This window comes from Amycolatopsis sp. NPDC004079, from assembly GCF_040610415.1.
Taxonomy (GTDB): Bacteria; Actinomycetota; Actinomycetes; order Mycobacteriales; family Pseudonocardiaceae; genus Amycolatopsis; species Amycolatopsis halotolerans.
In genome coordinates, this window is sequence record NZ_JBEXMH010000023.1 from 65,564 (window position 1) to 86,806 (window position 21,243).

At 70.1% G+C, this 21,243-nt stretch carries 24 protein-coding genes; 12 read left to right on the plus strand and 12 right to left on the minus strand.

The annotated features are described in order from the left end of the window. Nucleotides 1-24: 24 nt before the first annotated feature. From ABZX37_RS23725 to mscL, 4 genes are all read left to right on the plus strand, one after another. Nucleotides 25-615 (plus strand): 5-formyltetrahydrofolate cyclo-ligase, encoded by a 591-nt coding sequence (locus ABZX37_RS23725; protein WP_354742880.1) that lies wholly within the window; start codon nt 25-27, stop codon nt 613-615. A gap of 855 nt (nt 616-1,470) precedes the next feature. Then, nucleotides 1,471-1,800: an FmdB family zinc ribbon protein gene (locus tag ABZX37_RS23730; protein WP_354742882.1), complete on the plus strand. Its 330-nt coding sequence runs from the start codon at nt 1,471-1,473 to the stop codon at nt 1,798-1,800. A gap of 129 nt (nt 1,801-1,929) precedes the next feature. Then, complete coding sequence (locus ABZX37_RS23735; protein ID WP_354742884.1) at nt 1,930-2,589, plus strand: SAF domain-containing protein; 660 nt, start codon at nt 1,930-1,932, stop codon at nt 2,587-2,589. Nucleotides 2,590-2,663: 74 nt separating this feature from the next. After that, nucleotides 2,664-3,083: a large-conductance mechanosensitive channel protein MscL gene (gene mscL / locus ABZX37_RS23740; RefSeq protein ID WP_354742886.1), complete on the plus strand. Its 420-nt coding sequence runs from the start codon at nt 2,664-2,666 to the stop codon at nt 3,081-3,083. Nucleotides 3,084-3,087: 4 nt separating this feature from the next. On the opposite strand, the gene ABZX37_RS23745 is transcribed toward mscL, so the two are convergent. Both ABZX37_RS23745 and ABZX37_RS23750 read right to left on the minus strand, forming a co-directional pair. Then, nucleotides 3,088-3,261 carry a hypothetical protein gene (locus ABZX37_RS23745; protein WP_167493483.1) on the minus strand — a complete coding sequence of 58 codons (174 nt, stop codon included), beginning with the start codon at nt 3,259-3,261 and terminating at the stop codon, nt 3,088-3,090. Nucleotides 3,262-3,315: 54 nt separating this feature from the next. Beyond that, complete coding sequence (locus ABZX37_RS23750; protein WP_354742888.1) at nt 3,316-3,816, minus strand: MogA/MoaB family molybdenum cofactor biosynthesis protein; 501 nt, start codon at nt 3,814-3,816, stop codon at nt 3,316-3,318. 123 nt (nt 3,817-3,939) lie between these two features. On the opposite strand from ABZX37_RS23750, the gene ABZX37_RS23755 reads away from it, so the two are divergent. Both ABZX37_RS23755 and ABZX37_RS23760 read left to right on the plus strand, forming a co-directional pair. Further along, complete coding sequence (locus ABZX37_RS23755) at nt 3,940-5,001, plus strand: NAD-dependent epimerase/dehydratase family protein (protein WP_354742890.1); 1,062 nt, start codon at nt 3,940-3,942, stop codon at nt 4,999-5,001. A gap of 53 nt (nt 5,002-5,054) precedes the next feature. Further along, nucleotides 5,055-5,903: an MBL fold metallo-hydrolase gene (locus tag ABZX37_RS23760; protein ID WP_354742892.1), complete on the plus strand. Its 849-nt coding sequence runs from the start codon at nt 5,055-5,057 to the stop codon at nt 5,901-5,903. 18 nt (nt 5,904-5,921) lie between these two features. Here the strand turns inward: ABZX37_RS23760 and ABZX37_RS23765 are convergent, their stop codons facing one another. The 3 genes from ABZX37_RS23765 to ABZX37_RS23775 are packed head-to-tail and all read right to left on the minus strand — an operon-like array spanning nt 5,922 to nt 9,081. Next, nucleotides 5,922-6,971, minus strand: coding sequence for a HAMP domain-containing sensor histidine kinase (locus ABZX37_RS23765; RefSeq protein WP_354742894.1), 1,050 nt, complete (start codon nt 6,969-6,971; stop codon nt 5,922-5,924). Continuing rightward, entirely contained in the window at nt 6,968-7,669 is a 702-nt protein-coding gene (locus ABZX37_RS23770; protein WP_354742896.1) for a response regulator transcription factor, read from the minus strand. The genes ABZX37_RS23765 and ABZX37_RS23770 overlap by 4 nt, the downstream gene beginning before the upstream one ends. A gap of 8 nt (nt 7,670-7,677) precedes the next feature. After that, nucleotides 7,678-9,081, minus strand: coding sequence for a hypothetical protein (locus tag ABZX37_RS23775; protein WP_354742898.1), 1,404 nt, complete (start codon nt 9,079-9,081; stop codon nt 7,678-7,680). Between the two features lie 159 nt (nt 9,082-9,240). Here ABZX37_RS23775 and ABZX37_RS23780 point away from each other — a divergent pair, with 159 nt between their 5' ends. From ABZX37_RS23780 to ABZX37_RS23800, 5 genes are all read left to right on the plus strand, one after another. Then, a complete protein-coding gene (locus ABZX37_RS23780; protein WP_354743000.1) occupies nt 9,241-9,885 on the plus strand; it encodes a glycosyltransferase family 2 protein in 645 nt (214 codons plus the stop codon). Next, nucleotides 9,882-10,553, plus strand: coding sequence for a DUF2064 domain-containing protein (locus tag ABZX37_RS23785; RefSeq protein ID WP_354742900.1), 672 nt, complete (start codon nt 9,882-9,884; stop codon nt 10,551-10,553). The genes ABZX37_RS23780 and ABZX37_RS23785 overlap by 4 nt, the downstream gene beginning before the upstream one ends. Beyond that, the gene (locus ABZX37_RS23790; protein WP_354742902.1) at nt 10,550-11,179 is read left to right on the plus strand and encodes a class I SAM-dependent methyltransferase; all 630 of its coding nucleotides are present in this window, start codon (nt 10,550-10,552) and stop codon (nt 11,177-11,179) included. Before ABZX37_RS23785 ends, ABZX37_RS23790 begins: the two co-directional genes overlap by 4 nt. A 143-nt stretch (nt 11,180-11,322) precedes the next feature. Beyond that, a complete protein-coding gene (locus tag ABZX37_RS23795; protein WP_354743002.1) occupies nt 11,323-12,393 on the plus strand; it encodes a molybdopterin-dependent oxidoreductase in 1,071 nt (356 codons plus the stop codon). Beyond that, nucleotides 12,390-12,842, plus strand: a complete 453-nt coding sequence (locus tag ABZX37_RS23800) for a hypothetical protein (RefSeq protein ID WP_354742903.1) — start codon at nt 12,390-12,392, stop codon at nt 12,840-12,842. The genes ABZX37_RS23795 and ABZX37_RS23800 overlap by 4 nt, the downstream gene beginning before the upstream one ends. A gap of 294 nt (nt 12,843-13,136) precedes the next feature. On the opposite strand, the gene ABZX37_RS23805 is transcribed toward ABZX37_RS23800, so the two are convergent. The 7 genes from ABZX37_RS23805 to ABZX37_RS23835 all read right to left on the minus strand — a co-directional run bounded on the left by ABZX37_RS23805 (nt 13,137) and on the right by ABZX37_RS23835 (nt 20,389). Further along, a complete protein-coding gene (locus ABZX37_RS23805; protein ID WP_354742905.1) occupies nt 13,137-14,780 on the minus strand; it encodes a trypsin-like peptidase domain-containing protein in 1,644 nt (547 codons plus the stop codon). Between the two features lie 79 nt (nt 14,781-14,859). After that, nucleotides 14,860-15,930 carry a galactose-1-phosphate uridylyltransferase gene (gene galT / locus ABZX37_RS23810; protein WP_354742907.1) on the minus strand — a complete coding sequence of 357 codons (1,071 nt, stop codon included), beginning with the start codon at nt 15,928-15,930 and terminating at the stop codon, nt 14,860-14,862. After that, on the minus strand, nt 15,927-16,727 hold the full coding sequence (locus ABZX37_RS23815; protein ID WP_354743004.1) for a DeoR/GlpR family DNA-binding transcription regulator: 801 nt from the start codon (nt 16,725-16,727) through the stop codon (nt 15,927-15,929). Before ABZX37_RS23815 ends, galT begins: the two co-directional genes overlap by 4 nt. 118 nt (nt 16,728-16,845) lie before the next feature. Continuing rightward, on the minus strand, nt 16,846-18,285 hold the full coding sequence (locus tag ABZX37_RS23820; RefSeq protein ID WP_354742909.1) for a HAMP domain-containing sensor histidine kinase: 1,440 nt from the start codon (nt 18,283-18,285) through the stop codon (nt 16,846-16,848). Further along, nucleotides 18,282-18,974, minus strand: a complete 693-nt coding sequence (locus ABZX37_RS23825) for a response regulator transcription factor (protein ID WP_354742911.1) — start codon at nt 18,972-18,974, stop codon at nt 18,282-18,284. The genes ABZX37_RS23820 and ABZX37_RS23825 overlap by 4 nt, the downstream gene beginning before the upstream one ends. A 131-nt stretch (nt 18,975-19,105) precedes the next feature. Further along, complete coding sequence (locus ABZX37_RS23830; protein ID WP_354742913.1) at nt 19,106-19,726, minus strand: trimeric intracellular cation channel family protein; 621 nt, start codon at nt 19,724-19,726, stop codon at nt 19,106-19,108. A gap of 9 nt (nt 19,727-19,735) precedes the next feature. Then, nucleotides 19,736-20,389 carry a response regulator transcription factor gene (locus ABZX37_RS23835; protein ID WP_009083595.1) on the minus strand — a complete coding sequence of 218 codons (654 nt, stop codon included), beginning with the start codon at nt 20,387-20,389 and terminating at the stop codon, nt 19,736-19,738. A gap of 640 nt (nt 20,390-21,029) precedes the next feature. Between ABZX37_RS23835 and ABZX37_RS23840 the strand changes: the two genes are divergently transcribed. After that, nucleotides 21,030-21,206, plus strand: a complete 177-nt coding sequence (locus ABZX37_RS23840; protein WP_354742915.1) for a hypothetical protein — start codon at nt 21,030-21,032, stop codon at nt 21,204-21,206. Nucleotides 21,207-21,243 lie beyond the last annotated feature (37 nt).

Sequence of the window (21,243 nt, forward strand, 5' to 3'; positions counted from 1 at the left end):
GGGCGCAAAGCCTAACCTGGTCTCATGCACGAGCCGGGCAATGAGACCCCGAGCAAGGCGGAGTGGCGGACACGAATCCTTCGCGCCCGCGCCGAACTGCCCCCCGAAGCCCATGCTCGCGAGGCGGCCGCCCTGGCGACCGCGGCGTCGTCGATCCACGCGGAAACGGTGTGCGCGTACCTCCCTTTCGGCACTGAGCCCGGCCGAATCTCCCTGGTGAACGCCCTGGCCGCGCGTGTTCTGCTGCCCGTCATCCCGGACACTCCCGGCCCGCTCGACTGGGCCGAGTACACCGGCCCGGACGCTCTGATCCCCGGCCGCCTCCGCGGCGTCCTGGAACCGTCAGGCCCACGACTGGGCATCAGCGCGGTGGCATCGGCACAGGTGCTGCTGATCCCAGCCCTGGCCGTCGACCGCCACGGCACCCGCCTCGGCCGCGGAGCCGGCTACTACGACCGCACCCTGACCGCCGCGGCCGACACCGCCCGCGTGGCTGTGGTGCGCGCAGAGGAGGTCGTCGACCACCTCCCGGCCGAACCCCACGACGTGCCCATGACCGCCGTCCTGACGCCCTCCGGCCTCATTCAGCTGCCGACCGCCGCTGGCGCTCGGTGAGGCGAGTGGTCACGACCACCTGACCGGGCCGCCGGGTTCGGCGCTACCGCTTCGGTGAGGCGAGTGGTCTTGACCACTCGACCAGGTATGTCGGGTTCGGTGTCGCCGCTCGGTGAGGCAAGTGGCCACGACCACTCGACCGGGCCGCGCCGGGTTCGGTGCCGCCGCCCGAACCGAATGACCGCCATCATGGCCCGCTGGCCAACTGCCCAGTCGCCAGCTGCCCAGCTGCCCAGTCGAAGGCCCCAGCCGATAGCGCCACCCGATCGAAGACCCCAGCCGACAAACTGCCGTCCGCCTGAAGACCCCCAGCCGATGGCCGCTACGACGGCCCCCGCTGCCGACCAGCGCCCGAACCGAAGAGCCGTCCGCGGACGCCCAGCAAGAGCCACCTCGCCAGCCTCAGCCGACACCCGGCATCCACAACCGCCCGGCACTGAGCCACCAGCTCCGACCAGGTCACTCGCGCCGCGCACGGTCAGCCGGACACGTCGCCAGCTCCGCCCACCTCATTCACCTCAGCGTTCACCCACGAACCACCCAACCTCCCAAATCACCGAAACCACGCATAAACCCGTAATCCACACCGGCAGCTGCCCAAACCGGCGCACTTCGAGCCGCCCACAGACACCGCCCGACCCCGCCAACCGGCCCAGCGAAGGCCCAACCGACCGGACCAGCCGCGGTCCAGCCACCGAGCCGCACCCGCCCAGGACGTCCTGACCAGCGCCAACCCGCCGCTACCCCTTCCGCCGCAGCACTGTGAGCAAGGGGTAATTGCGCTGAGGGAATGTCGTCCAGCACAATTGGGTTAGCACTCTTGTAGGTCGAGTGCCAGTGCATGAAGGAGCTTCAGTGCCCACGTACCAGTACGCCTGCAAGGAATGCGACCACCGCTTCGAAGCGGTGCAGTCCTTCTCCGACCCCAGCCTGACCGTCTGCCCGCAGTGCTCCGGTCCACTGCGCAAGGTCTTCAGCTCGGTCGGCGTGGTCTTCAAGGGCAGCGGGTTCTACCGCACGGATTCGCGTGAATCGAGCAAGTCGAGCACTTCCGCGACTCCGGCCAAGACCGAGAGCGCCAAGTCCGACTCGTCGTCCACCACCTCCTCTTCGTCGACGTCTTCTTCGTCCTCGAACACATCGTCCACGACGAGCACGACAAAAACGGCTTCCACGCCCTCCTGACCCCCGAGTTATCCACAAGGGGCCAGTTGTCCACAGGTTCGCGAATCGACCCTTTCGGTCGGTTCGCGACGTCCTTAACGTCGGATTCGTGCGGCATCCCGTCGCATCGGAACCGACGAGGGGACAACCGTGAACACCTTGCTCAGCCGCCTTCCCGCGCTGCCTGACGTCCGTCTGCCGCGCGGTCGGCGAGCCCGGATGCTCCGCCGGTGTCTCGCGGCGGCCTTGCTCTTGGCCGGCCTGCTCGTCCTGTTCCTCCCGCCCTCCGCACGGGGCGCACCCGCCACAACAACGGTGGTCTCCGCACGCGATCTGCCCGCGGGCTCGGTCCTGCGCGCTGCTGACGTGCGGACCGTCGCGCTGCCCGACGACCTCCGCCCGTCCGGTGCACTGTCGGCGTCCGACGCGGCGGTGGGGCGGCTGCTGTCCGGCGCGGCCCGGGCCGGCGAGCCCATCACCGACGTCCGGCTCCTCGGCAACAACCTCCCCGTAACGGGTGAACCCGGCGCGGTCACGGTCGCCGTCCGGCTCGCGGACGCGGCCGTCGCCGAGCTGCTTCAGCCGGGTCAGCGCGTCGACGTCGTCGCGGGCGCGGATACCACAAATTCCGCGTCTGTGCTGGCCAGAGGGGCCGCGGTGGTCACCGTCCGGCGTTCCGACGACTCCGGGAACCGCACGCTGGGTCCACCGCAGAAGGGTCCGCTGGTACTGCTCGCGCTGCCGGCGCAGGTTGCCACGCAGGTCGCTGCTTCCTCGCTCGAACGACCGGTAGCGGTTACTCTCCGCTAACCCGACCCTGTTCTGATGAGCGACGGCTGTCTCACGACGGCCAGACGCCCGTCCCGAATCCCCTGGGAGCAGCAGTGCTGAAAGGTTTCAAGGACTTTCTGATGCGCGGCAACGTCGTCGACCTCGCGGTCGCCGTCGTGATCGGCGCCGCGTTCACCGCGATCGTCACGGCGTTCACCAACGGCCTGATCAAGCCGTTGATCAACGCGCTCGGCGGCTCGGACGCGGCGAAAGGCCTCGGCTTCAACGTCCTGCACGGCAACGACTCGACGTTCATGGACTTCGGCGGCGTGATCAACGCGGCGATCAACTTCGTGATCGTCGCCGCGATCGTCTACTTCCTGATCGTCCTGCCGATGAAACACGTCCAGGAGCGGCGCAAGCGCGGCGAGGAGAAGGGCCCGGCCGAGCCGACGGACGTCGAGCTGCTCACCGAAATCCGCGACCTGCTGCGCGCGCAGCAGGGCAACGGCTCCTCCAGCAGCGGCAACTGAGGGGTCAGCGATCGTGATGCGGGGGCCGGTTCTCGAGGTACCACGAATCCGGAGTGGTCTCCGGGCCCCGGCCCCGCTCATCGGACGTGGTCTCCGGCAGCACGTCGCCGAAGATCTCGTCGACCCGGCGGCGGCGCTGGGCCTCGGTCACGCGGGGACGTCGTTCTTCGTGCGGCATGGGTCCATCGTCCCACCTGTTGTTTGACAAGTGCAGAGAGATACCCCGCCGGGCTCAGACCTCTTCGAGGCCGGAGAGCTCGTCGATCACGTGCGGGACCAGCGAGGAAAGGGTCGCCATGCCGTCGCGCACAGCCGCGCGCGAACCGGCCAGGTTGACCACCAGCGTGCTGCCCGAAACTCCGGCAAGGCCGCGGGAGATCCCGGCGTCGACCGCGCCCGCTGCCAGTCCCGAAGCGCGCAGGGCTTCGCCGATGCCCGGGATCGGACGGTCGAGAACGCCGGAGGTGGCGTCCGGTGTGCGGTCGCGCGGCGACACCCCGGTGCCGCCGACCGTGATCACCAGGTCCGCACCGCCGATCACCGCCGTGTTGAGCGCGTTGCGGATGCCCGCCGTCTCGGCCTCGACCACGACGACGCCGTCGACGATGAACCCGGCCTCCTCGAGCAGCTCGGTGACGAGCGGCCCGGAGGTGTCCTCGTGCTCCCCGTGCGCGACCCGGTCGTCCACAATCACCACGAGTGCCCGGCCCAGCCGCTGTGCGCTCCGTTCCATGCCGACACCGTATCCGGTTCCGGGCCCCCTTCGCCGCCGCGGGCCCGGTGATTTCTGACGATTCGGTGACGTGGTCCGCGCAGGCCGCGCGCGCCACAGGGCAGGCGGCCTAACGTCGGCGAGGTGCGAGTGCTCATCACCGGCGGCGCCGGGTTCATCGGGTCCCGGATCGCTGACCAGCTGGCCGACGACGGCGACGAGGTCGTCGTGCTGGACAACCTGCTGTCCACCGCGCACGGCTCCACCACGCCACCCGAATACACCCGGCGGCACCGCTTCCTGCGCGGTGACGTCACCGACACCGAGATCGTCGCCGAACTGCTCGACGGCGTCGACGCGGTCTGCCACCAAGCCGCGGTGGTCGGGCACGGAGTGGATCCCTCCGACGCGCCCTCGTACGCGCTGAACAACGACTACGGCACCGCCGTGCTGCTGGCCGCGATGCACGCGGCGAAGGTGCGCAAACTCGTGCTCGCCTCGTCGATGGTGGTCTATGGCGAGGGCCGTTACGCGTGTGCGGAGCACGGCGTCGTCCCACCGTCGCCTCGTCGGCAGTCCGATGTGGACGCCGGACGATTCGAACCCACCTGCCCGCACTGCGGTGCCGAGTTGGGCTGGCAACTCGTGCCCGAAAACGCGCCGCTGCTGCCTCGAAGCACGTACGCGGCAACCAAACTGGCGCAAGAACACCTCGCGGGCGCATGGGCACGGCAGACCGGCGGCACGGTCTGGGCGTTGCGCTACCACAACGTCTACGGCCCGCGGATGCCGCAGAACACGCCGTACGCCGGGGTGGCGTCCCTGTTCCGCTCGGCGCTGGAACGCGGCGAGGCGCCGACCGTGCTGGAGGACGGACGGCAGCAGCGAGATTTCGTGCACGTGGACGACGTGGCCCGAGCGAACGTCCTCGCGCTCCGGAGCGACGGTCCGGAGGCAGACCTCACGCCGCTGAACATCTGTTCCGGACAGCCGCACAGTGTCGGCGACCTGGCCCGGGAGCTGGCCCGCGCCTGCGGCGGGCCGGAGCCGCGGATCGTCGGCGGCGCGCGGCCGGCTGATGTCCGGCACGTGGTCGCTGACCCGGCCCGAGCACGGGAGCTGCTCGGATTCCGGGCGGAAACGTCCTTCGCGGACGGCATCGCCGCGTTCGCCACCGCGGAGCTCCGCGCACCCGTCACCCGATGAGGTGAAGATCACTTTCCGGAATGAATCGGCCGTACCGGATCTTGATGTTGGGCATGCGTTCCATCGTGGTGGGGGATATCGAAATCCACGCACTGACCGACGGACGGCTGCAGCTGCCGTCGTCGTTCTTTCCGGGACTCCTGGGCAAGCGCTCGGCACCGAGCACCGTGCCCGTGGTCCTTGGCGCATTCCTGATCCGGACGAGCGGCCGCACCGTGCTGGTCGACGCTGGTTTCGGTCCGCGTCCGACCGGTGAGCCGCACCTGCCGCAGCACTCCAAAGAGCAGCTGCACCCGGTCGTCAGCGCCGCCGAAACCGAGCACACCGGAAGCTTGCCCGCAGCGCTCGCCGAAGCCGGAGTGGCCCGCGAAAACATCGACACCGTGGTGCTGACTCATCTGCACGCCGACCACATCGGCTGGGTCGCGCCGAACGGCGAGCCGTACTTCCCGAACGCCGAAGTGCGGTACGGCGCGCCCGACTGGGCGGCGTTCGTCGAACCGGCGGGTCGACACGACCGCGGCCGGGTAGCGCTGGAAGCCCTTCGCGCCCAGGGCAAACTGCGTCCGATGCTGGACGGCGAAACGGTCGCTCCCGGCGTCACCGTTCGGCATGCTCCCGGGCACACGCCGGGGCATCACGTGCTGGAGGTCGCGGATCAGGACCGTCGCGCCGTCCTGATCGGTGACGTGTTCCAGATTCCGGAGCAGATGGCCGATCCGACGATCGGTGCCGCGTCCGACGTCGATCCGGGGCAGGCGGAGCTGACCCGTCGTCGCTGGCTGGGCGAGGTGGCCGGCACCGGGACCATCGTCGCGGCGGCGCATTTCCCGGACGAGCCGTTCTTCCGGATCGCGGCCGACCGCACCGTGGAGCCGATCTCGGCCGTCGCCGCACCCTGACCGTCCACAATAGACAGTTCAGGACGCCGCCAACGGCAACCGCACCTCGAAGCGGCATCCTGGGCCGTGGTTCTGCACGCCGATCCGTCCTCGATGTGCCTCCACCAGGCCCTTCGCGATCGCCAGGCCCAGTCCGCCGCCGCTGGTGGTGCCGCTGCGGTCGGGGGTGCGGGCTTGCGTGCCGCGGAAGGCGACGTCGAAAACCCGGCTGATCTCGTCGTCCGGAATCCCGCCGCAGCCGTCGTCCACGGCCAGCAGCGCCTGGCCGCCGTCGATGCCGAGCTGCACGGCGACCGTGCCGTCCGGAGGGGTGTGCCGGATGGCGTTGGACACGAGGTTCCGCACGATCCGCGCCAGCTCCGGATCGCTGCCGGACACCACCGGCCACGCCGACGCGTTTTCCAGCACCCGCACGCGTTTGCGGTCCGCCACCGGTGCCTGCGCGGCGACCGCGTCGCTCACCACGTCGCGCAGCGGGACCGCCGACATGCTCAGTTCTAGTGCTCCCGCGGTGATCCGGGACAACTCGAACAAGTCGCCGACCATGCCGGACAGCCGGGTGGTCTCGCCGCTGATGCGCTGGGCGTAGTCGGCCACCTCAGCGCGCTCCGAGACCACGCCGTCGGCCAGTGCCTCCGCCATCGCCTGGATCCCGGCCAGCGGACTGCGAAGGTCGTGGCTGATCCACGCGACCAGTTCGCGACGCGACTTCTCCGCCGCGCGTTCGCGTTCTCGCGCCTCGCGTTCCCACACGCTGCGCCGCGCGATGACCCGGCCCAGCACCATCGCCGCGGGCACCGCGACTAGTGCCACGAGCAGGCACACGAGCAGTTCGGTGGTCAGGGCCTCGGTGAACATGAAGCCGCTCACGCCGAGGATTCCGACCAGCATCGCCGCGATCGGAGTCAGCACGAGGGTGGTCATCGTGGTGGCCAGCGACCGGCGCCGCAGCAGGTAAAGCGCGAGCCCGCCCAAGGCCGCCACGGGCAAGGCGAACAGCAAGGCGAGCGGAAGAATGTGCAGGACGTGGACGAACATGTCCCACGCCGACTCGCCCGAGCCGATCATGACTGTGTCCGGTCGTAGCGGTAGCCGACGCCCCACACCGTCGCGACGCGGATCGGTTTCGCCGGGTCACGCTCGATCTTCTCGCGCAGCCGCCGCACGTGGACGGTCACCGTGGACTGGTCGCCGAAGTCCCAGCCCCACACCTTCTCCAGCAGGTCAGCCCGGCTGAACGCGACGCCGGGGTGGGAGAGGAAGAACGCGAGGAGGTCGAACTCGCGTGTGGTCAGCGGCAGCACCGCGCCGTCGAGAGTCGCTTGGCGGGCGGTCATCTGGAGCCGGAGGTTGCCGTCCGCCAGCTCAGCGGTGGGCGGCTCAGGTCGTGGCATCCGGGCCCGGCGCAGCACGGATGCCACGCGCAGCGTGAGTTCCTTGGGGCTGAACGGTTTGGTGACGTAGTCGTCGGCCCCCAGCTGTAGCCCGGCGATGCGGTTTTCCTCCTCGCCCAGTGCGGTAAGCATGACGATCGGCACCTGGCTCGTCTGCCGCAGCCGCCGGCACACCTCCAGGCCGTTGAGTCCGGGCATCATCACGTCGAGCACCACCAGGTCCGGCACGCGCTCGGCGAATTGGGCGAGCGCCGCCGTGCCGTCGCCGGCCAGGTCGACGGTGAAACCGGCGGTTTCGAGGTAACGGCGGACGACGTCGCGCACCGTTTCGTCGTCGTCGACCACGAGCACACGACCCGCTTGGTCTTCCATGCCTCACCTCACCAGTTCGTCAACAGCAGGTGGTTGACCGCGAGCGCGACCACCGCCTGTCCGGCCAGCCACCAGCGGCGGTGGCCCGCCGGAAGCAGCGCCGTGGCCGGGATCAGCCACGCGCCGAACGGTAGCCAGATCCGTTCTACCTCAGCCTTCGACAGGCCGGACGAATCGGCGAACACGATCGTGAGCACAGCCGCGACCACGATCAGCAGCACCGGATCGCGCAGGAGCGTCTTGCGAGACGGCAAGAAGACGGCCGAAGCCACTCCCCTGCGGGCCGCCGCGACCACTGCTGGCCCGCACGCGACCGCCACCGCGGCCAGGTCGGCCCACACCCAGTAGGAATACGGCCGCACTACCGCGACGCCCTGGTAGTAGCGCTCGACCACGAGGTGGTAGCCGTCGAACCACCAGAATCCGGCCAGGGCGAACACGGCGATCACTGCCAACGCGCCGAGGACAGCGGCTGCCGCGGCCCGCCATTGTCGGCCGAGCAACGCGACGGCCAGCGCGACCAAGCCGAGCAGGACAAGGCCGTAGGAGAGGAAGATGCCGAATCCGATGAGAATCCCGGCAGCCAATCCGGTGGGCCAGGCGTAACCACGGCGCTCGCGGAAGCCCACCGACGCGAGGGCGAGCAGTGCGATGCCGGTGGCGGTCACGCCAGCGAAGAGACCGTCAGCGGACACTCCCAGCCAGATAGCACCTGGGCTGAGCACGGCGAACGGCAGCGCCGCGCGGGCTGCGTCGGGACGGCCGAGCAGGGCAATCGTCGCTGGTACCGCGACCGCGACCAGTGCGGCCACCAGCACCACGGCGGTCGACGCCCACGCACCGCCGTGGAGACCGAGCCGGTCGAGCCAGACGAAGACGAGCGTCGCGCCGGGCGGGTGTCCGGACACGTGGGTGGTCCACGAGTTCGGCTGGAAATCGAGGATGCGCGAGGAGAATTCGCGGAGGAAGCGCGGGATGTCCGTGATGCCGGGGACTTCGTGCAGGTACTCCTGCGGAGTGGTCAGCCGGCCGGTGAAGCCGCGGGTCCAGCCGTCCACCAAGGCGAGCGAGAAGATCCAGGCGAGGGACGCCAGGTAGCCAGCAGCCAGGGCGCGTCGCCATCGCAGCCGGGCGGCCAAGGCCGGGCCGTACAGGACGACACCGGCGGCGATCAGGACAGCGAACACCGAGCCGGGACCGACGTGCGGCAGCCAATACGCGAACAGCGGCGGTGCGAACGCGTAGATCACCACGCCCGAGCCTGGCCGGTTGTAGTACACGCCAACGGCAGTCGCGGCGGCGATCACCACGAGGGTGACGCCGACCGTCACGAGATCACCGCGGAACCGGGGACGGACGGGAACCGGGGGCGGCGGCTCGGCGAGCCGGGCAGCCTTCGTCGACTCGCTCATCGCCGGTCACGATAACCCCGTCGGCGGCCGTTCGGCAGGTTTCCCGCGGATCCGTGAGAAGTCGGTAAGATCTTGACCGACGTCAGGATTTGGTAAGCACAGCAAGGGTTCTGCACTGTCCTTTCCAGACTTACCGTACGCCTCGTGAACGAATTCGGAGTGGACGTCGTCCTCCCCTGTCTCGACGAGGCGGCCGCACTGCCCGGCGTGCTCGCCGGCCTCCCGCCGGGGTATCGCGCGATCCTCGTGGACAACGGATCGAGCGACGGTTCTCCCGGCGTCGCGGCCGCGCACGGCGCGAAGGTCGTCGACGAGCCGCGGCGCGGTTACGGGGCCGCCGTCCACACCGGGCTGGAGAACGCGACCGCTGACATCGTCTGTTTCGCGGATGCGGACGGATCGCTCGATCTGGCCGAACTGCCTCGTCTGGTCGCCGCGGTCGCGGATGGCGCTGACCTCGCGGTCGGACGGCGGGTGCCGGTGTCCCGGGCGGCTTGGCCGTGGCACGCGAGAGCAGGCAATGCCGTCCTCTCACTGCTCTTGCGGTCGCGCGGGCTGCCGGTGCGGGACATCGCGCCGCTGCGGGCGGTGCGTCGCCGGGAACTGCTGGCTCTCGGCGTTGCCGACCGGGCGTTCGGCTATCCGCTTGAGCTGCTGGTGAAGGCTCAGCGTGCGGGCTGGGTGGTCCAGGAATTCGACGTCACTTACCGGGAACGGGCGCGGGGCACGAAATCGAAGGTGTCCGGTTCGGTGCGCGGCACATTGCGTGCGGTGCGGGACTTCGGGCGGGTGTTGGTCCGATGAAGTTCTGCCTGCTTGTGGTCGCGAAAGCCCCGGTGCCGGGGTTCGCGAAGACTCGGTTGTGCCCGCCCGCGACCGCGGAACAGGCAGCGGAGATCGCCGCTGCTGCGCTGCTCGACACGTTGGACGCCGCGTTCGCCACGGACGGCGCGATCACCGTGGTGGCGATGACGGGCGACCTCGCGGCAGCGGCGCGGGGTGCCGAGATCGGTCGCGCATTGCGCAAGGCGACTGTGATTGCGCAACGGGGCTGGGATTTCGGTACCCGGCTGGCCAATGCGCATTCCGACACCGCTGCGGTGCATGCCGGTTTGCCCGTGCTGCAGATCGGCATGGACACGCCGCAGGTCTCTCCCGCGTTGTTCGCGGCGGCGATCGAGCCGGTCGTCGCCGGAGCCAGCCGCGCGGTGCTGGGCGACGCTGAAGACGGCGGCTGGTGGGGGCTTGGGCTCGCTGATCCGCGGCAGGCGCAAGTGCTCGCCGGAGTTCCGATGTCGCGTCCGGATACTGGGTTTCGCACCCGATCGGCGTTGGCGGATGCGGGGCTCCGGGCAGGTGAGCTGCCGACGTTGTCCGATGTGGACACCATGGCGGACGCGGTGCGAGTGGCCGCGATCCGGCCCGGCGGCAGGTTCGCGGCCGCGGTCGACGCAGTGGGAGCGATGGCATGAAACTCGTGACCGGCCGGGAATTCGACCGCGGGCTTCTTGGCTATCACTGCTGGCTGGAGTTGGCGAACGGTGGCCGCATCGAGCTTCCGGTCGGTCGTTGGGCGGACGGTTGCGACGCGGGCGACGCCGTCCTGCTCGACGCGTGCGAGGGTCCGACGCTCGACGTCGGCTGCGGACCTGGCCGTCTTACTGCCGCGTTGACGCGCCGAGGCGTGGTGACCCTTGGTGTGGACAGCTCGCCGGTCGCCGTGCGACTGACTCGACGCCGTGGGGCGAGCGCGTTGCAGCGCAACGTTTTCGCTCGCTTGCCTGGCGAGGGACGATGGAATCACGTGTTGCTGGCCGACGGCAACATCGGGATCGGTGGCGATCCCGATGCGCTGCTGCGGCGAGTACGCGAGTTGCTCACGCCCGACGGTGACGTGCTCGTCGAGTTGGAGGAGCCCGGCCACGGCGTACGCCGGGATCACGTCCGGCTGCGGCCGGATCCCGCGGACGGCCGGTGGTTCACGTGGGCGTGGGTCGGCGTCGACGCCATCGCGGAAATCGCGGTACGGACTGGGTTCCGGGTTGTGTGGACGACCAGTCGCGGGCACCGCTGGTTCGCGAAGCTGGCACGCGCGTGAAACGCGGACGGCTGGCGGCCGCGTGGCGCCGACTCGATGCTCGGGTCACCTCGGCACAAGCCAAGATCGGCGAACGAGCCCGTGCCGTCGATCGCCGGGTCCCGAAGGCGGAGCAGTTCAAGGGCGGCGCGCACGGCGAGCGCGTGACAGCCAGGGTCGGCAGCCTGCTCGGACTCGCGTTCCTGATCTGCTTCGTCACCGGGCTGTTGAGCCATTTGATCCAGCATCCGCCCGAGTGGTTCTTCTGGCCCAGCCGGCCCGTCTGGCTGTATCGGGTGACGCAGGGCGCGCACGTGCTGTCCGGGATCGCGGCGATTCCGTTGCTGCTGGCCAAACTGTGGAGTGTCTACCCGAAGCTGTTCGAGCGGCCGCTGGTGCGTTCGGTGCCGCACGCGGTGGAGCGGCTGTCGATCCTGGTCCTCTCCGGGGCGGCGTTCTTCGAGCTGAGTTCGGGATTGCTGAACGTCGCGCAGAACTACCCGTGGAACTTCTACTTTCCGCAGGTGCACTACGCGGTGGCGTGGGTGGCGATCGGGTCGGTCCTCGTGCACGTCGCGGTGAAGCTCCCGGTGATCCGGCGGGCGCTGACGCGAGAGCGTGCGGCGGTCGAGCCGTCTGGCCCGGGGTTGTCGCGCCGAGGATTCCTGACCACCACTGGGATCGCGACCGGAGTCGCTGTGTTGGCCACTGCGGGAGCGACGGTTCCCGCCCTGCGGAACGTGTCCGGGTTGTCGTGGAGCTCGGACAAAGGTTCGCAGAAGTTGCCGGTCAACCGCACGGCTGTGGCGGCTCAGGTGACGCGCGCCGCGCAGGATCCCGGGTGGCGGCTGTCCGTGGTGACGCCAGCGGGAACGCGGCAGTTCACGCTGGCCGAGTTGCGGGCGTTGCCGCAGACCACTGTGGACTTGCCGATCGCGTGCGTCGAGGGATGGAGCCAGATGGCGACGTGGCACGGCATCTCGTTCCCGGACCTGTTGCGTGCGGCCGGCAGTTCGCCGGGGGTCGACGTGCGCGTGTCGTCGCTGGAGAAGACCGGGCTGTACGGCGTCAGCGTGCTGCCTGGCGAGCACACGGCCGACCCGCTCACGTTGCTGGCGCTGGAACTGAACGGCGAGGTGCTGAACCTCGACCACGGCTATCCGTGCCGCGTGATCGCGCCCAGCAGGCCGGGCGTGCTGCAGACGAAGTGGGTCTCGAAGCTGGAGGTGCAGTGAAGACCGCGCGGATTGTGCTGGCGTTGCCCGGATTAGCGGCGCTGGCGTACGGGGTTGTGCTGTTCCTCGACTACGCGGCACCGGCGTGGCCGGACAGCTTCACGACGTTGCTGTGGCTCGGCGGTGGCCCGATCGTCAACGACGCGGTGTTCGCCCCGGTCGCGGGCGTGGTTGGCCTGCTGCTGGCGCGAATCCTGCCGAAGCCGTGGCGGGGGCCAGTGCAGGTCGGCGCGGCGCTGACGGCGGTGCTGGGCTTCGTGGCGTTCCCGCTGCTGTGGCGCACGTATGGCGTGCCGCCGAAACCTGGGCTGCACGACGGCAACGCGTGGTTGGGGCTGGCGGCGACGCTCGCGGTGGTGTGGGGTGCTGTCCTGGCGGCGGTGGTCGTCCGGATTGTCCGGGTCCGGTATCGCGCGGCACGGAAAATTCGGGCCCGCGAACTTAGTTGACCTGGGTTTTCTTCCGGTACCGGAATTTTCCCGCGGATTCGGCGTTTGGGACGTCAGGCGGGTGGGCACCTCACCGCACGCGGAGAGGCTCTCCGTGCCGAGTCGGAGGCGGCACGGAGAGCCTCTCCGTGTTTTCGTGCGCGAGCCGGTTTTCCGGCGCTGGTCACTAAAAACGGCCACGCGCGACCGGCTCGGATGCTCCGGTCGCGCGCGGCCTGCAAAGGTTCGGCCCCAAGCGCGGATAGGGGGTCGAGCCGTGGCTGGTCTCGGCCGCGCCACGGCGGCCGAGCGATTCTAGTTGGCCGGTACCGCCTGCCCGCCCAAAGTGACCTGCACCGTGCGCCCGCCGGCGAGGGTGAAGGTCGTCTGGTCGTTCGGGGCGCGTGTGCGGATCGCGGCGACGAGTGTGTTGGCGCTGTCGATGACGCGGTCGTCGATCTTGGTCACCACGTCACCGGACTTCAGGCCGGCTTTTTCCGCCGGGCTGCCCGGCGTGATGTCGCCGAGCTGGGCGCCGCCCTGGGGCGCGTCGGTGACCTTCGCGCCGATGAACGTCTGGGTCGCGTGCCCGGTCTTGATGATGTCCTGCGCGGTGCGGCGTGCCTGGTCGATCGGGATGGCGAAGCCGATGCCGACGTTGCCGCCCTCGCCGCCGCTGCCCTGGCCGCGGCCCGAGTTCGGGCTGTAGATGGCCGAGTTGATGCCGATGACCTGGCCGCTCATGTTCGACAGCGGGCCGCCCGAGTTGCCGGGGTTGATCGCGGCGTCGGTCTGGATCGCGTCCATCACCGTGGTCTGGTCGGTCTCGTCGCCGCCCGCCTGCACGGGACGGTGCAGCGAGCTGACGATGCCCGAGGTGACCGTGCCGGTCAGCTCGTACGGCGAGCCGATGGCGACGACCTGCTGCCCGACCCGCAGGTCGTCGGACCGGCCCAGCTCGACCGGAGTCAGGTTGCCGACGCCGGACACCTTGACCACGGCGATGTCCGTGGTCGGGTCCCGGCCGACGACCTTCGCCGCGGCCTTCTTGCCGTCCTGGAACACGGCCTGGATCTGGCCGCCGTTCGCGGCGACCTGGACGACGTGGTTGTTGGTGAGGATGTAGCCGTCGCTGCTGAGCACGAAGCCGGAGCCCTCACCCGCCGCGGTCCGGCCGGACACCTGCAGCTCGACGACACTCGGCGACAGCTTCTGCGCCACCGATTCGACCGAGCCGGCGGGCACGTTGCCGGTCTGCTGCGCGGGTTTCGGCGCGTCGAGCGCGCTCACCGACGAACCGGATCCGCCGGTGAGGTACCCAACGGTCCCGCCCGCCACGCCGCCGATCACGAGCGAGATGGCGGCGACGCTCGCGAGGAGCTTGCCCGCCGACCCCTTCTTCTCGCGCTGCGCGGGGACGCCGTACACCGCGGTTCCCGGTGCGCCGTAAGGGTTGGCCGGGGATCCGGCGGGCGGAGTCTGCGTCCCGCCGGGGTACTGGCTGCCGTACGGCTGACCCGCCGCGGGCTGCTGCTGAGCGCCGGGGAACTGCCCGCTTTGGGACGCGCCGGCGGGCGACGCCGCCGCGCCTTGGGCCGACCACGGGTTCGGCATGCCTCCAGTCGGAGCAGCGCCGGTTCCGTACGCCGTGCCGCCGGCCGCGGCGACACCGTACTGACCCGCAGGCGCTCCGTACGCGCCGGAAGCGTCACCGCTCGCCGTACCGGGGCCGGACGTCCCCGCCGAGCCCTCAGCGGCCGAACCGTACGCGGCAGTCGTGCCGGTCGCGCCGGGAACTTGCTGACCCGCGTCGCCGCCCGCCGGATCGGCTGCCGGGGATTGGCTCGCTGGCTGAGCGGGGGTCTGCTGCCAAGCCGCCTGGCCTTCGGCGCCCGGCTGGGCACCCGGGTCCTGGCGACCCGCCGCGGAGTCGGGCGCGTGGGGGTCGTTCTCGGTCATGTCTTCACCTAAGCGGCTGGGCCTGAGAGGTTCCTGAGTCGAACCTGTGTTTCGTAGATGAGTATGCCGCGAGTTCCGGTCAGCCTGCCGCGCGAAGCCGTTCCGCGATCTGTTCCGGCGTGGCGTCGTTGATCCAGACCGCCATGCCCGACTCGGATCCGGCCAGGTACTTCAGCTTGTCCTTGGCCCGCAGCACGGAGAACAGCTCCAAATGGAGCCACGACAGTTCCCGGTCCCGCCGCACCGGCGCCTGGTGCCAGCCCGCGATGTAAGGCAGCGGCCGGTCGTACAGCGCGTCGCAGCGGCGCAGCACGTCCAGGTACACGCGGGAAAAGTCGTCGCGCTCGGCGTCGGTGAGCGCGGGGAGGTCCGGCACCTGCCGGTGCGGCACGATCTGGATGTGCACCGGCCACCGCGCGGCCGGCGGCACGAAAGCCGTCCAGTGCTCGCCCGTGGCGATCACGCGCTCGCCGGATTTCTGTTCCGCCGCCAGCACGTCGCCGAGCACCGACCCGCCGTGTTCGCGCGCGACCGCCAGCATCCGCTCGGTCTTCGGCGTGACGAACGGATAGCCGTAGATCTGGCCGTGCGGATGCGAGAGCGTGACGCCGATTTCCTCGCCGCGGTTCTCGAAGGGGAAGACCTGCTCGACGCCGGGCGTCCGCGCGAGCGCGGCCGTGCGGTCGGCCCAGGCGTCCACCACGAGGCGCACCTGTTCCGGAGTCAACCGGGAGAACGCGCCGTCGTGGTCGCTGGTGAAGCACACGACCTCGCAGCGGCCGAGGCCCGGCGCGGTCGGCACCAGACCCAAGCCGTCCACAGTGGACGGATCGCCGGTCGCCTGCTGCGAGAACGACGGGAACCGGTTCTCGAACACGACGACGTCGTAGTCGGCCTCGGGGATCTCGCTCGGTTTGCCCGGCCGGGTCGGGCAGAGCGGGCAGAGGTCGGCGGGCGGCTTGTACGTGCGCGTCTGGCGATGTGCCGCCATCGCGACCCATTCGCCGGTCAGCGGGTCGCGGCGGATCTCCGAGGCCGCCGCGACGGGCGGCAGGTCGCGGGTGTCCGCGGCGACCCGCTCGTGGGCGTCGGTGTGGTCGAAATAGATGATCTCCCGGCCGTCGGCCAGGTGCGCCACAGTGCGTTTCACGCTTCTTCTGCCTCGAGGTTCTCCGCCGTTTCGGCGATCATGAGTTCTCCGACCCGCTCCGCGAGGTCTTCCCGCGCGCGGTCGTCCAGTCCGTCGTCGGTCACCACGACCTGCGCTTCTTCCAGGTCCGCGATCGTGGAAATGCCGACCGTGCCCCACTTCGTGTGGTCGGCGAGCACCACGAGCCGCCGTCCGGCCTCCACCAGCGCGCGGTCGGTCTCGCTTTCGGTGAGGTTCGGGGTGGTGAACCCGGGCCCCACCGCCATCCCGTGCACGCCGAGAAACACCAGGTCGAGGTGCAGCGTCCGCAGGCTCTGCACGGCTACCGGGCCGACCAGCGCGTCCGACGGAGTGCGCACCCCGCCGGTCAGGACCACCGTGCGGTCCGGCTGGGCGGCACTGCGCAGCACGTCGGCGACCTGGATCGAGTTGGTGACGATGGTGAGGCCCTCGACGCCGTCGAGCGCGTGCGCGAGCGTCCAGGTGGTCGTGCCCGCGGACAGGCCGATCGCGGTGCCCGGTTTGACGAGGGTGGCGGCGAGTTCGGCGATAGCTTCCTTCTGCGCGCGCTGGCGCACCGACTTCGCCTCGAACCCGGGTTCGTCGGTGCTCTTGCCGACCAGCGACGTCGCGCCGCCGTAGACCTTCTCGACCAGGCCGCGGCCCGCGAGCACGTCAAGATCCCGGCGGACCGTCATATCGGAGACGCCCAGCCTCGCGACGAGGTCACTGACCCGGACCGCACCGGTCCGGCGTGCTTCCTCGAGGATCACCGCCTGTCGCTGCCGCGCGAGCACCGCCACTCCCCAAGCACACCATCAACTACACAAAATCCTACACGATTCAACATCAGGTGTGCGCGACATGCAGATCGAGCGTCCCCCTGCCGGGCGACCGCCAAGCGTGGCGGACAAGTCAGGCGACCGGCGCCCCTGGTAACCGGATCGTGAGCAGAGCCCCTCCTTCCGGTGCCCGGTTGGCGTAAACCGTGCCGCCGTGCCGTTCGGCCGCGTGCTGCACGATCGCCAGGCCCAGGCCGGATCCGGGCAGGGTGCGCGCCTCCGACGAGCGGTAGAAACGGTCGAATACCTTGGGCAGGTCTTCCTCGGCGATGCCGGGTCCGGAGTCCGCGACCTCGACCACGGCGGTGCCGTCGCCGAGCGGACGCAGCGTGACCCGTACGCGCGAACCCTGCGGCGAGAACTTCACCGCGTTGTCCAGCAGGTTCAGCACCGCCCGTTCGAGCGAGCTGTTGTCGCCGGTGAGCACCCACGGCTGCAGCGCGACCTCGAACTCGATCTCGCCCGCCCGGCGGCGTGCCCGGTCGAGAGCGCGCTCGACGACGTCCATCAAGTCGACGCGCTCGGCCTGCTCGCGCGGTTCGTCCTGCCGCGCCAGCTCCACGAGGTCGCCGATGAGCTGGGTGAGCTCGTCGAGCTGGCCGCGGATGTCGGCCTCGATGTCGGTGCGGTCCTCGTCCGGCAGCGACGGCGCGCCCGGACGGCTGGCCGACAGCAGCAATTCCAGGTTGGTGCGCATGGAAGTGAGCGGCGTGCGCAGCTCGTGCCCGGCGTCGGCGACCAGCTGCCGCTGTCGTCCCTGCGAGTCCGCGACCGTGCCGAGCATGATGTTGAAACTGTGCGTGAGCCGGGCGAGTTCGTCGTCCCCGCTCACCGGGATCGGACGCAAGTCACCGGTCGCGGCCACTCGCTCGGCGGCCGACGTCAGCCGGTCGACCGGGCGCAAGCCAGCGCGCGCGACCGCCGTGCCCGCGCCCGCGGCCACCACGATCCCGGCGCCGCCGACCAGAAACAGCACCACGGACAGCTGGTTCAGCGCGCGCATCGTCGGAGCCATCGACTGCGCCAGCACGATCGCCTGGCCGTGCCCGAGCGGCACCGCGACCACCCGCATGCCAGTGGTCGCGTCGGTGCGCAGCGACTGCGACAGCAAGCCAGTCGCGACGCGCATCTCGGCCGGGCCCACCGGCGGCCGGGTGCCCGGCTGCGGATAGATCAGGTCACCGGTGACGCCGTTGAGCTGGCCGATCTGCAGGTCCGCGCTGGCCAGCAGCGCACCCGGCACCTCGCGCAGCTGGTCGGTCGGCACCTGCGGCGAGTTCGCCGCGGCTTGTGCGCGGGCGAGCAGGTTGTCGTCGAGCTGGCTCAGGAGGTTGTTGCGCACCACCAGGTACGCGCACAGGGAAACGAGCGCCACCGCACCCGCCACGCACGCGGCGGCCAGCAGCGTGACGCGGCCGCGCAGCGAGAACCGGCGGGTGCTCCACCGGGTGCCCCGCGGATCGGGGACCTCCCCCGCCGGCGCGGCCTGCTCGCCCGCCGGGTGGTCGGTCACGGCGGCGTCTCGCGCAGGACGTACCCCACTCCACGGACCGTGTGGATCAGCCTCGGTTCGTTGTCCGCTTCCGTCTTGCGGCGCAAATAGCCGACGTAGACCTCCAGCGCGTTGCCCGACGTCGGGAAGTCGTAACCCCATACTTCCTCCAGGATCCTTCCGCGGGTCAGCACGTGCTTGGGGTACGAGAGGAACAGCTCGAGCAGCGCGAACTCGGTGCGGGTGAGACTGATCTCGCGGCCGCCGCGGCGGACCTCGCGAGTGCCGGGGTCCAGCGTGAGGTCGGCGAACGACAGCACCTCCGACGTCTCGCCCTGCTGCCCGTCCGGCACGGCGCGGCGCAGCAGGGCGCGCAACCGGGCGAGCAGTTCCTCCAAGGCGAACGGCTTGGGCAGGTAGTCGTCGGCGCCGGCGTCGAGGCCGGAGACCCGGTCGGAGACGGTGTCGCGCGCGGTCAGGACGAGAATCGGCAGGTCATCGCCGGTGCTGCGCAGCCGGCGGGCCACTTCGAGCCCGTCGAGGCGCGGCATCATGACGTCGAGAACCATCGCGTCCGGACGGTTGGCGAGGATCGTCTCCAACGCCTGCGCACCATCGCTCGCGAGCTCCACGGTGTAGCCGTTGAACTCCAAAGACCGCCTGAGCGATTCACGGACGGCACGGTCGTCGTCCACTACGAGGATGCGCATGGCGCCAGTCTTACGCAGAGTGCTGAGACCCGCCTAAGAACACACGCAGAACACACAAAGAGCATTCCCGGACGAGCTGTGGACAGAAGGCATATTCGTACTGGCCGCACCGGGGGTCGCGGACGCGGAAATCACAACGAGCGCTCTTCCGGCGGCCGCGCGACCGGAGCGTTCCAGTGTCGCCAGAGCGTGAGCACGCGGATCGCGACCACGACCACCGCGGAGCCGGTCGTGACCGCACCGGCCGGGAGGCTCAGTGCGTGCCCCGCCCAGACGCAGACCGCGCCGGTCAGCGCGGCCATCGCGTAGATCTCCTTGCGCAGCACGAGCGGGATCTCCCGCAGCAGCAGGTCGCGGAGCGCGCCGCCGCCGATGCCGCTGGTCATGCCGATCAGGCAGGCGGCGTACCCGGTCGCGCCCGCGTTGAGCGCGAGCGTCGTCCCCGCCGTGGCGAACACGCCGAGCCCGACCGCGTCCGCGAGCAGCACCGCGTGCCGCAGGCGGGCGACCTGCGGATGGAAGGCGAACACGATCAGGGCCGTCGCCGCGCACACGGCCAGGTACGGCCAGTTGCGCAGGGACGTCGGCGGATGGATGCCCAGCAGCACGTCGCGGATGATGCCGCCGCCGAGCGCCGTGGTCAGCCCGACCACGACGACGCCGAACACGTCCAGCCGCGCCCGGACCGCGGCCAGCGCCCCGGACGCCGCGAACGCCACCAGCCCGAGGAACTCGAGCGCGGTCAGCAGCATGTGCTGGTTCTACTGGTCGAGGAGCCCGCCGCGGTAGGCCAGGAGCGCGGCCTGCACCCGGTTGGCCGCGCCGATCTTCGACAGGACGGCCGACACGTACCCCTTCACCGTCGCCTCGGAGAGATGCAGCCGCCCGCCGATCTCGGCGTTCGACAGCCCCTGCCCGATCAGCGCGACGACCTCGCGTTCGCGCTCGGACAGCGAGGCCAGGAGCTTGCGCGCCGGCTGCGCGGCCCGCTGCTCGTCGCGGTGGCTCTGCACCATGCGCACGGCCACGCCCGGGTCGAGGACGGCCCCGCCCTTGGCCAGGTCGCGCACGGCCCGCAGCAACGCCGCCGGGTCGATGTCCTTCAGCAGGAAGCCGTTCGCGCCGAGCCGCAGCGCGAGGCTGACGTACTCGTCGATGTCGAACGTGGTGAGCATGGCGACGGTCGGCGGATCGGGCAGCGCGAGAATGGCCCGAAGCGCGCGAATGCCGTCGTCAGGGGCGCGCATCTTGATGTCGAGCAGCGCGACGTCGGGGTGATAGCGACGGGCGACCTCGACCGCCGATCTGCCGTCGCTTGCCTCGCCCACGATCTCGATGTCCGACGCCCCGGACATCATGGCGCGCAGCCCCGACCGAACTAGTTCCTCGTCGTCGGCGAACATGAGCTTGATCAACGAAGCCCTCCGGCAAACCGTGGGTTGGAGGCGGCTCCCCGCACCCGTTACGGAAGATTACCTACTGTTGTTCACGGTTTCGAAACCAGACACGACCAGGTGACTCGACTGGTCCACCGGAGCGGCCGAGAGCAGGTGTTGACCTCGTTGCAGGTCACCCACTTGAGTGAGTTCATCGGGTGGGCACCGCCGAGTTGCGTAACCGATCCAGAAGAAGCGGATGTTCATCGGCCGCACACCGGTGGCCGGTCCATCGCGGTCGAGATGGCTGCCGAGGCGGCGGATCGTCGGGTTCGCGCCCTCAGGCCATACGACCGCCGGAAGGCCGTGCGCCGATTGCGGAGAGTGCTGCCGTGGCGAAGGAAATTGCGCCCAGCGTGACGAGCACGGCCAGCGGTAACGTCCTTTTGCGGAGGCGGACCGGTTCCCGCCAGTGCCCGTCGCCACGGTTGCCCGGCCAGAGGGAGCTCGCATGCGCCGTCCGCGCCAGATTCTTACGTGTTCTACGGTTCTGGCACTGCTGACAGGCTGTTCCGGCACGCAACCGCAGCCCAGCGAAACGGTGGCTCAACCTGTTCCAACAACTGGCACGCCTCCCGAGAGCCCGTCGTTCACCGACCCGCAGCCCGCCGGGCCCGCGATGGCGTTTCCGCCCCCGTTGCTGATTCTTGGCGCGGTCGCGCTCGTGCTCGGCGCAGTCGGACTTTTCCTTGTGCTCACCAGAAACGGGCTCCCTCGCACAGTCGGCGCCGTACTGCTCGGCGGCTGTGGCGGGATCATTTTCGCCGTAACCGTCGTGCTGATCGTCCCGAGCTGATCAAGAAGCATGGGCTGAGGAAAAACGTTTGCCCGCA

Coding starts and splice junctions, on each gene's coding strand:
- ABZX37_RS23725 (WP_354742880.1), top strand. CDS start 25: ATGCACGAGCCGGGCAATGAGACCCCGAGCAAGGCGGAGTGGCGGACA.
- ABZX37_RS23745 (WP_167493483.1), bottom strand. CDS start 3,261: ATGCCGCACGAAGAACGACGTCCCCGCGTGACCGAGGCCCAGCGCCGC.
- ABZX37_RS23750 (WP_354742888.1), bottom strand. CDS start 3,816: ATGGAACGGAGCGCACAGCGGCTGGGCCGGGCACTCGTGGTGATTGTG.
- ABZX37_RS23760 (WP_354742892.1), top strand. CDS start 5,055: ATGCGTTCCATCGTGGTGGGGGATATCGAAATCCACGCACTGACCGAC.
- ABZX37_RS23765 (WP_354742894.1), bottom strand. CDS start 6,971: ATGATCGGCTCGGGCGAGTCGGCGTGGGACATGTTCGTCCACGTCCTG.
- ABZX37_RS23770 (WP_354742896.1), bottom strand. CDS start 7,669: ATGGAAGACCAAGCGGGTCGTGTGCTCGTGGTCGACGACGACGAAACG.
- ABZX37_RS23775 (WP_354742898.1), bottom strand. CDS start 9,081: ATGAGCGAGTCGACGAAGGCTGCCCGGCTCGCCGAGCCGCCGCCCCCG.
- ABZX37_RS23785 (WP_354742900.1), top strand. CDS start 9,882: ATGAAGTTCTGCCTGCTTGTGGTCGCGAAAGCCCCGGTGCCGGGGTTC.
- ABZX37_RS23790 (WP_354742902.1), top strand. CDS start 10,550: ATGAAACTCGTGACCGGCCGGGAATTCGACCGCGGGCTTCTTGGCTAT.
- ABZX37_RS23805 (WP_354742905.1), bottom strand. CDS start 14,780: ATGACCGAGAACGACCCCCACGCGCCCGACTCCGCGGCGGGTCGCCAG.
- ABZX37_RS23825 (WP_354742911.1), bottom strand. CDS start 18,974: ATGCGCATCCTCGTAGTGGACGACGACCGTGCCGTCCGTGAATCGCTC.
- ABZX37_RS23830 (WP_354742913.1), bottom strand. CDS start 19,726: ATGCTGCTGACCGCGCTCGAGTTCCTCGGGCTGGTGGCGTTCGCGGCG.
- ABZX37_RS23840 (WP_354742915.1), top strand. CDS start 21,030: ATGGCGTTTCCGCCCCCGTTGCTGATTCTTGGCGCGGTCGCGCTCGTG.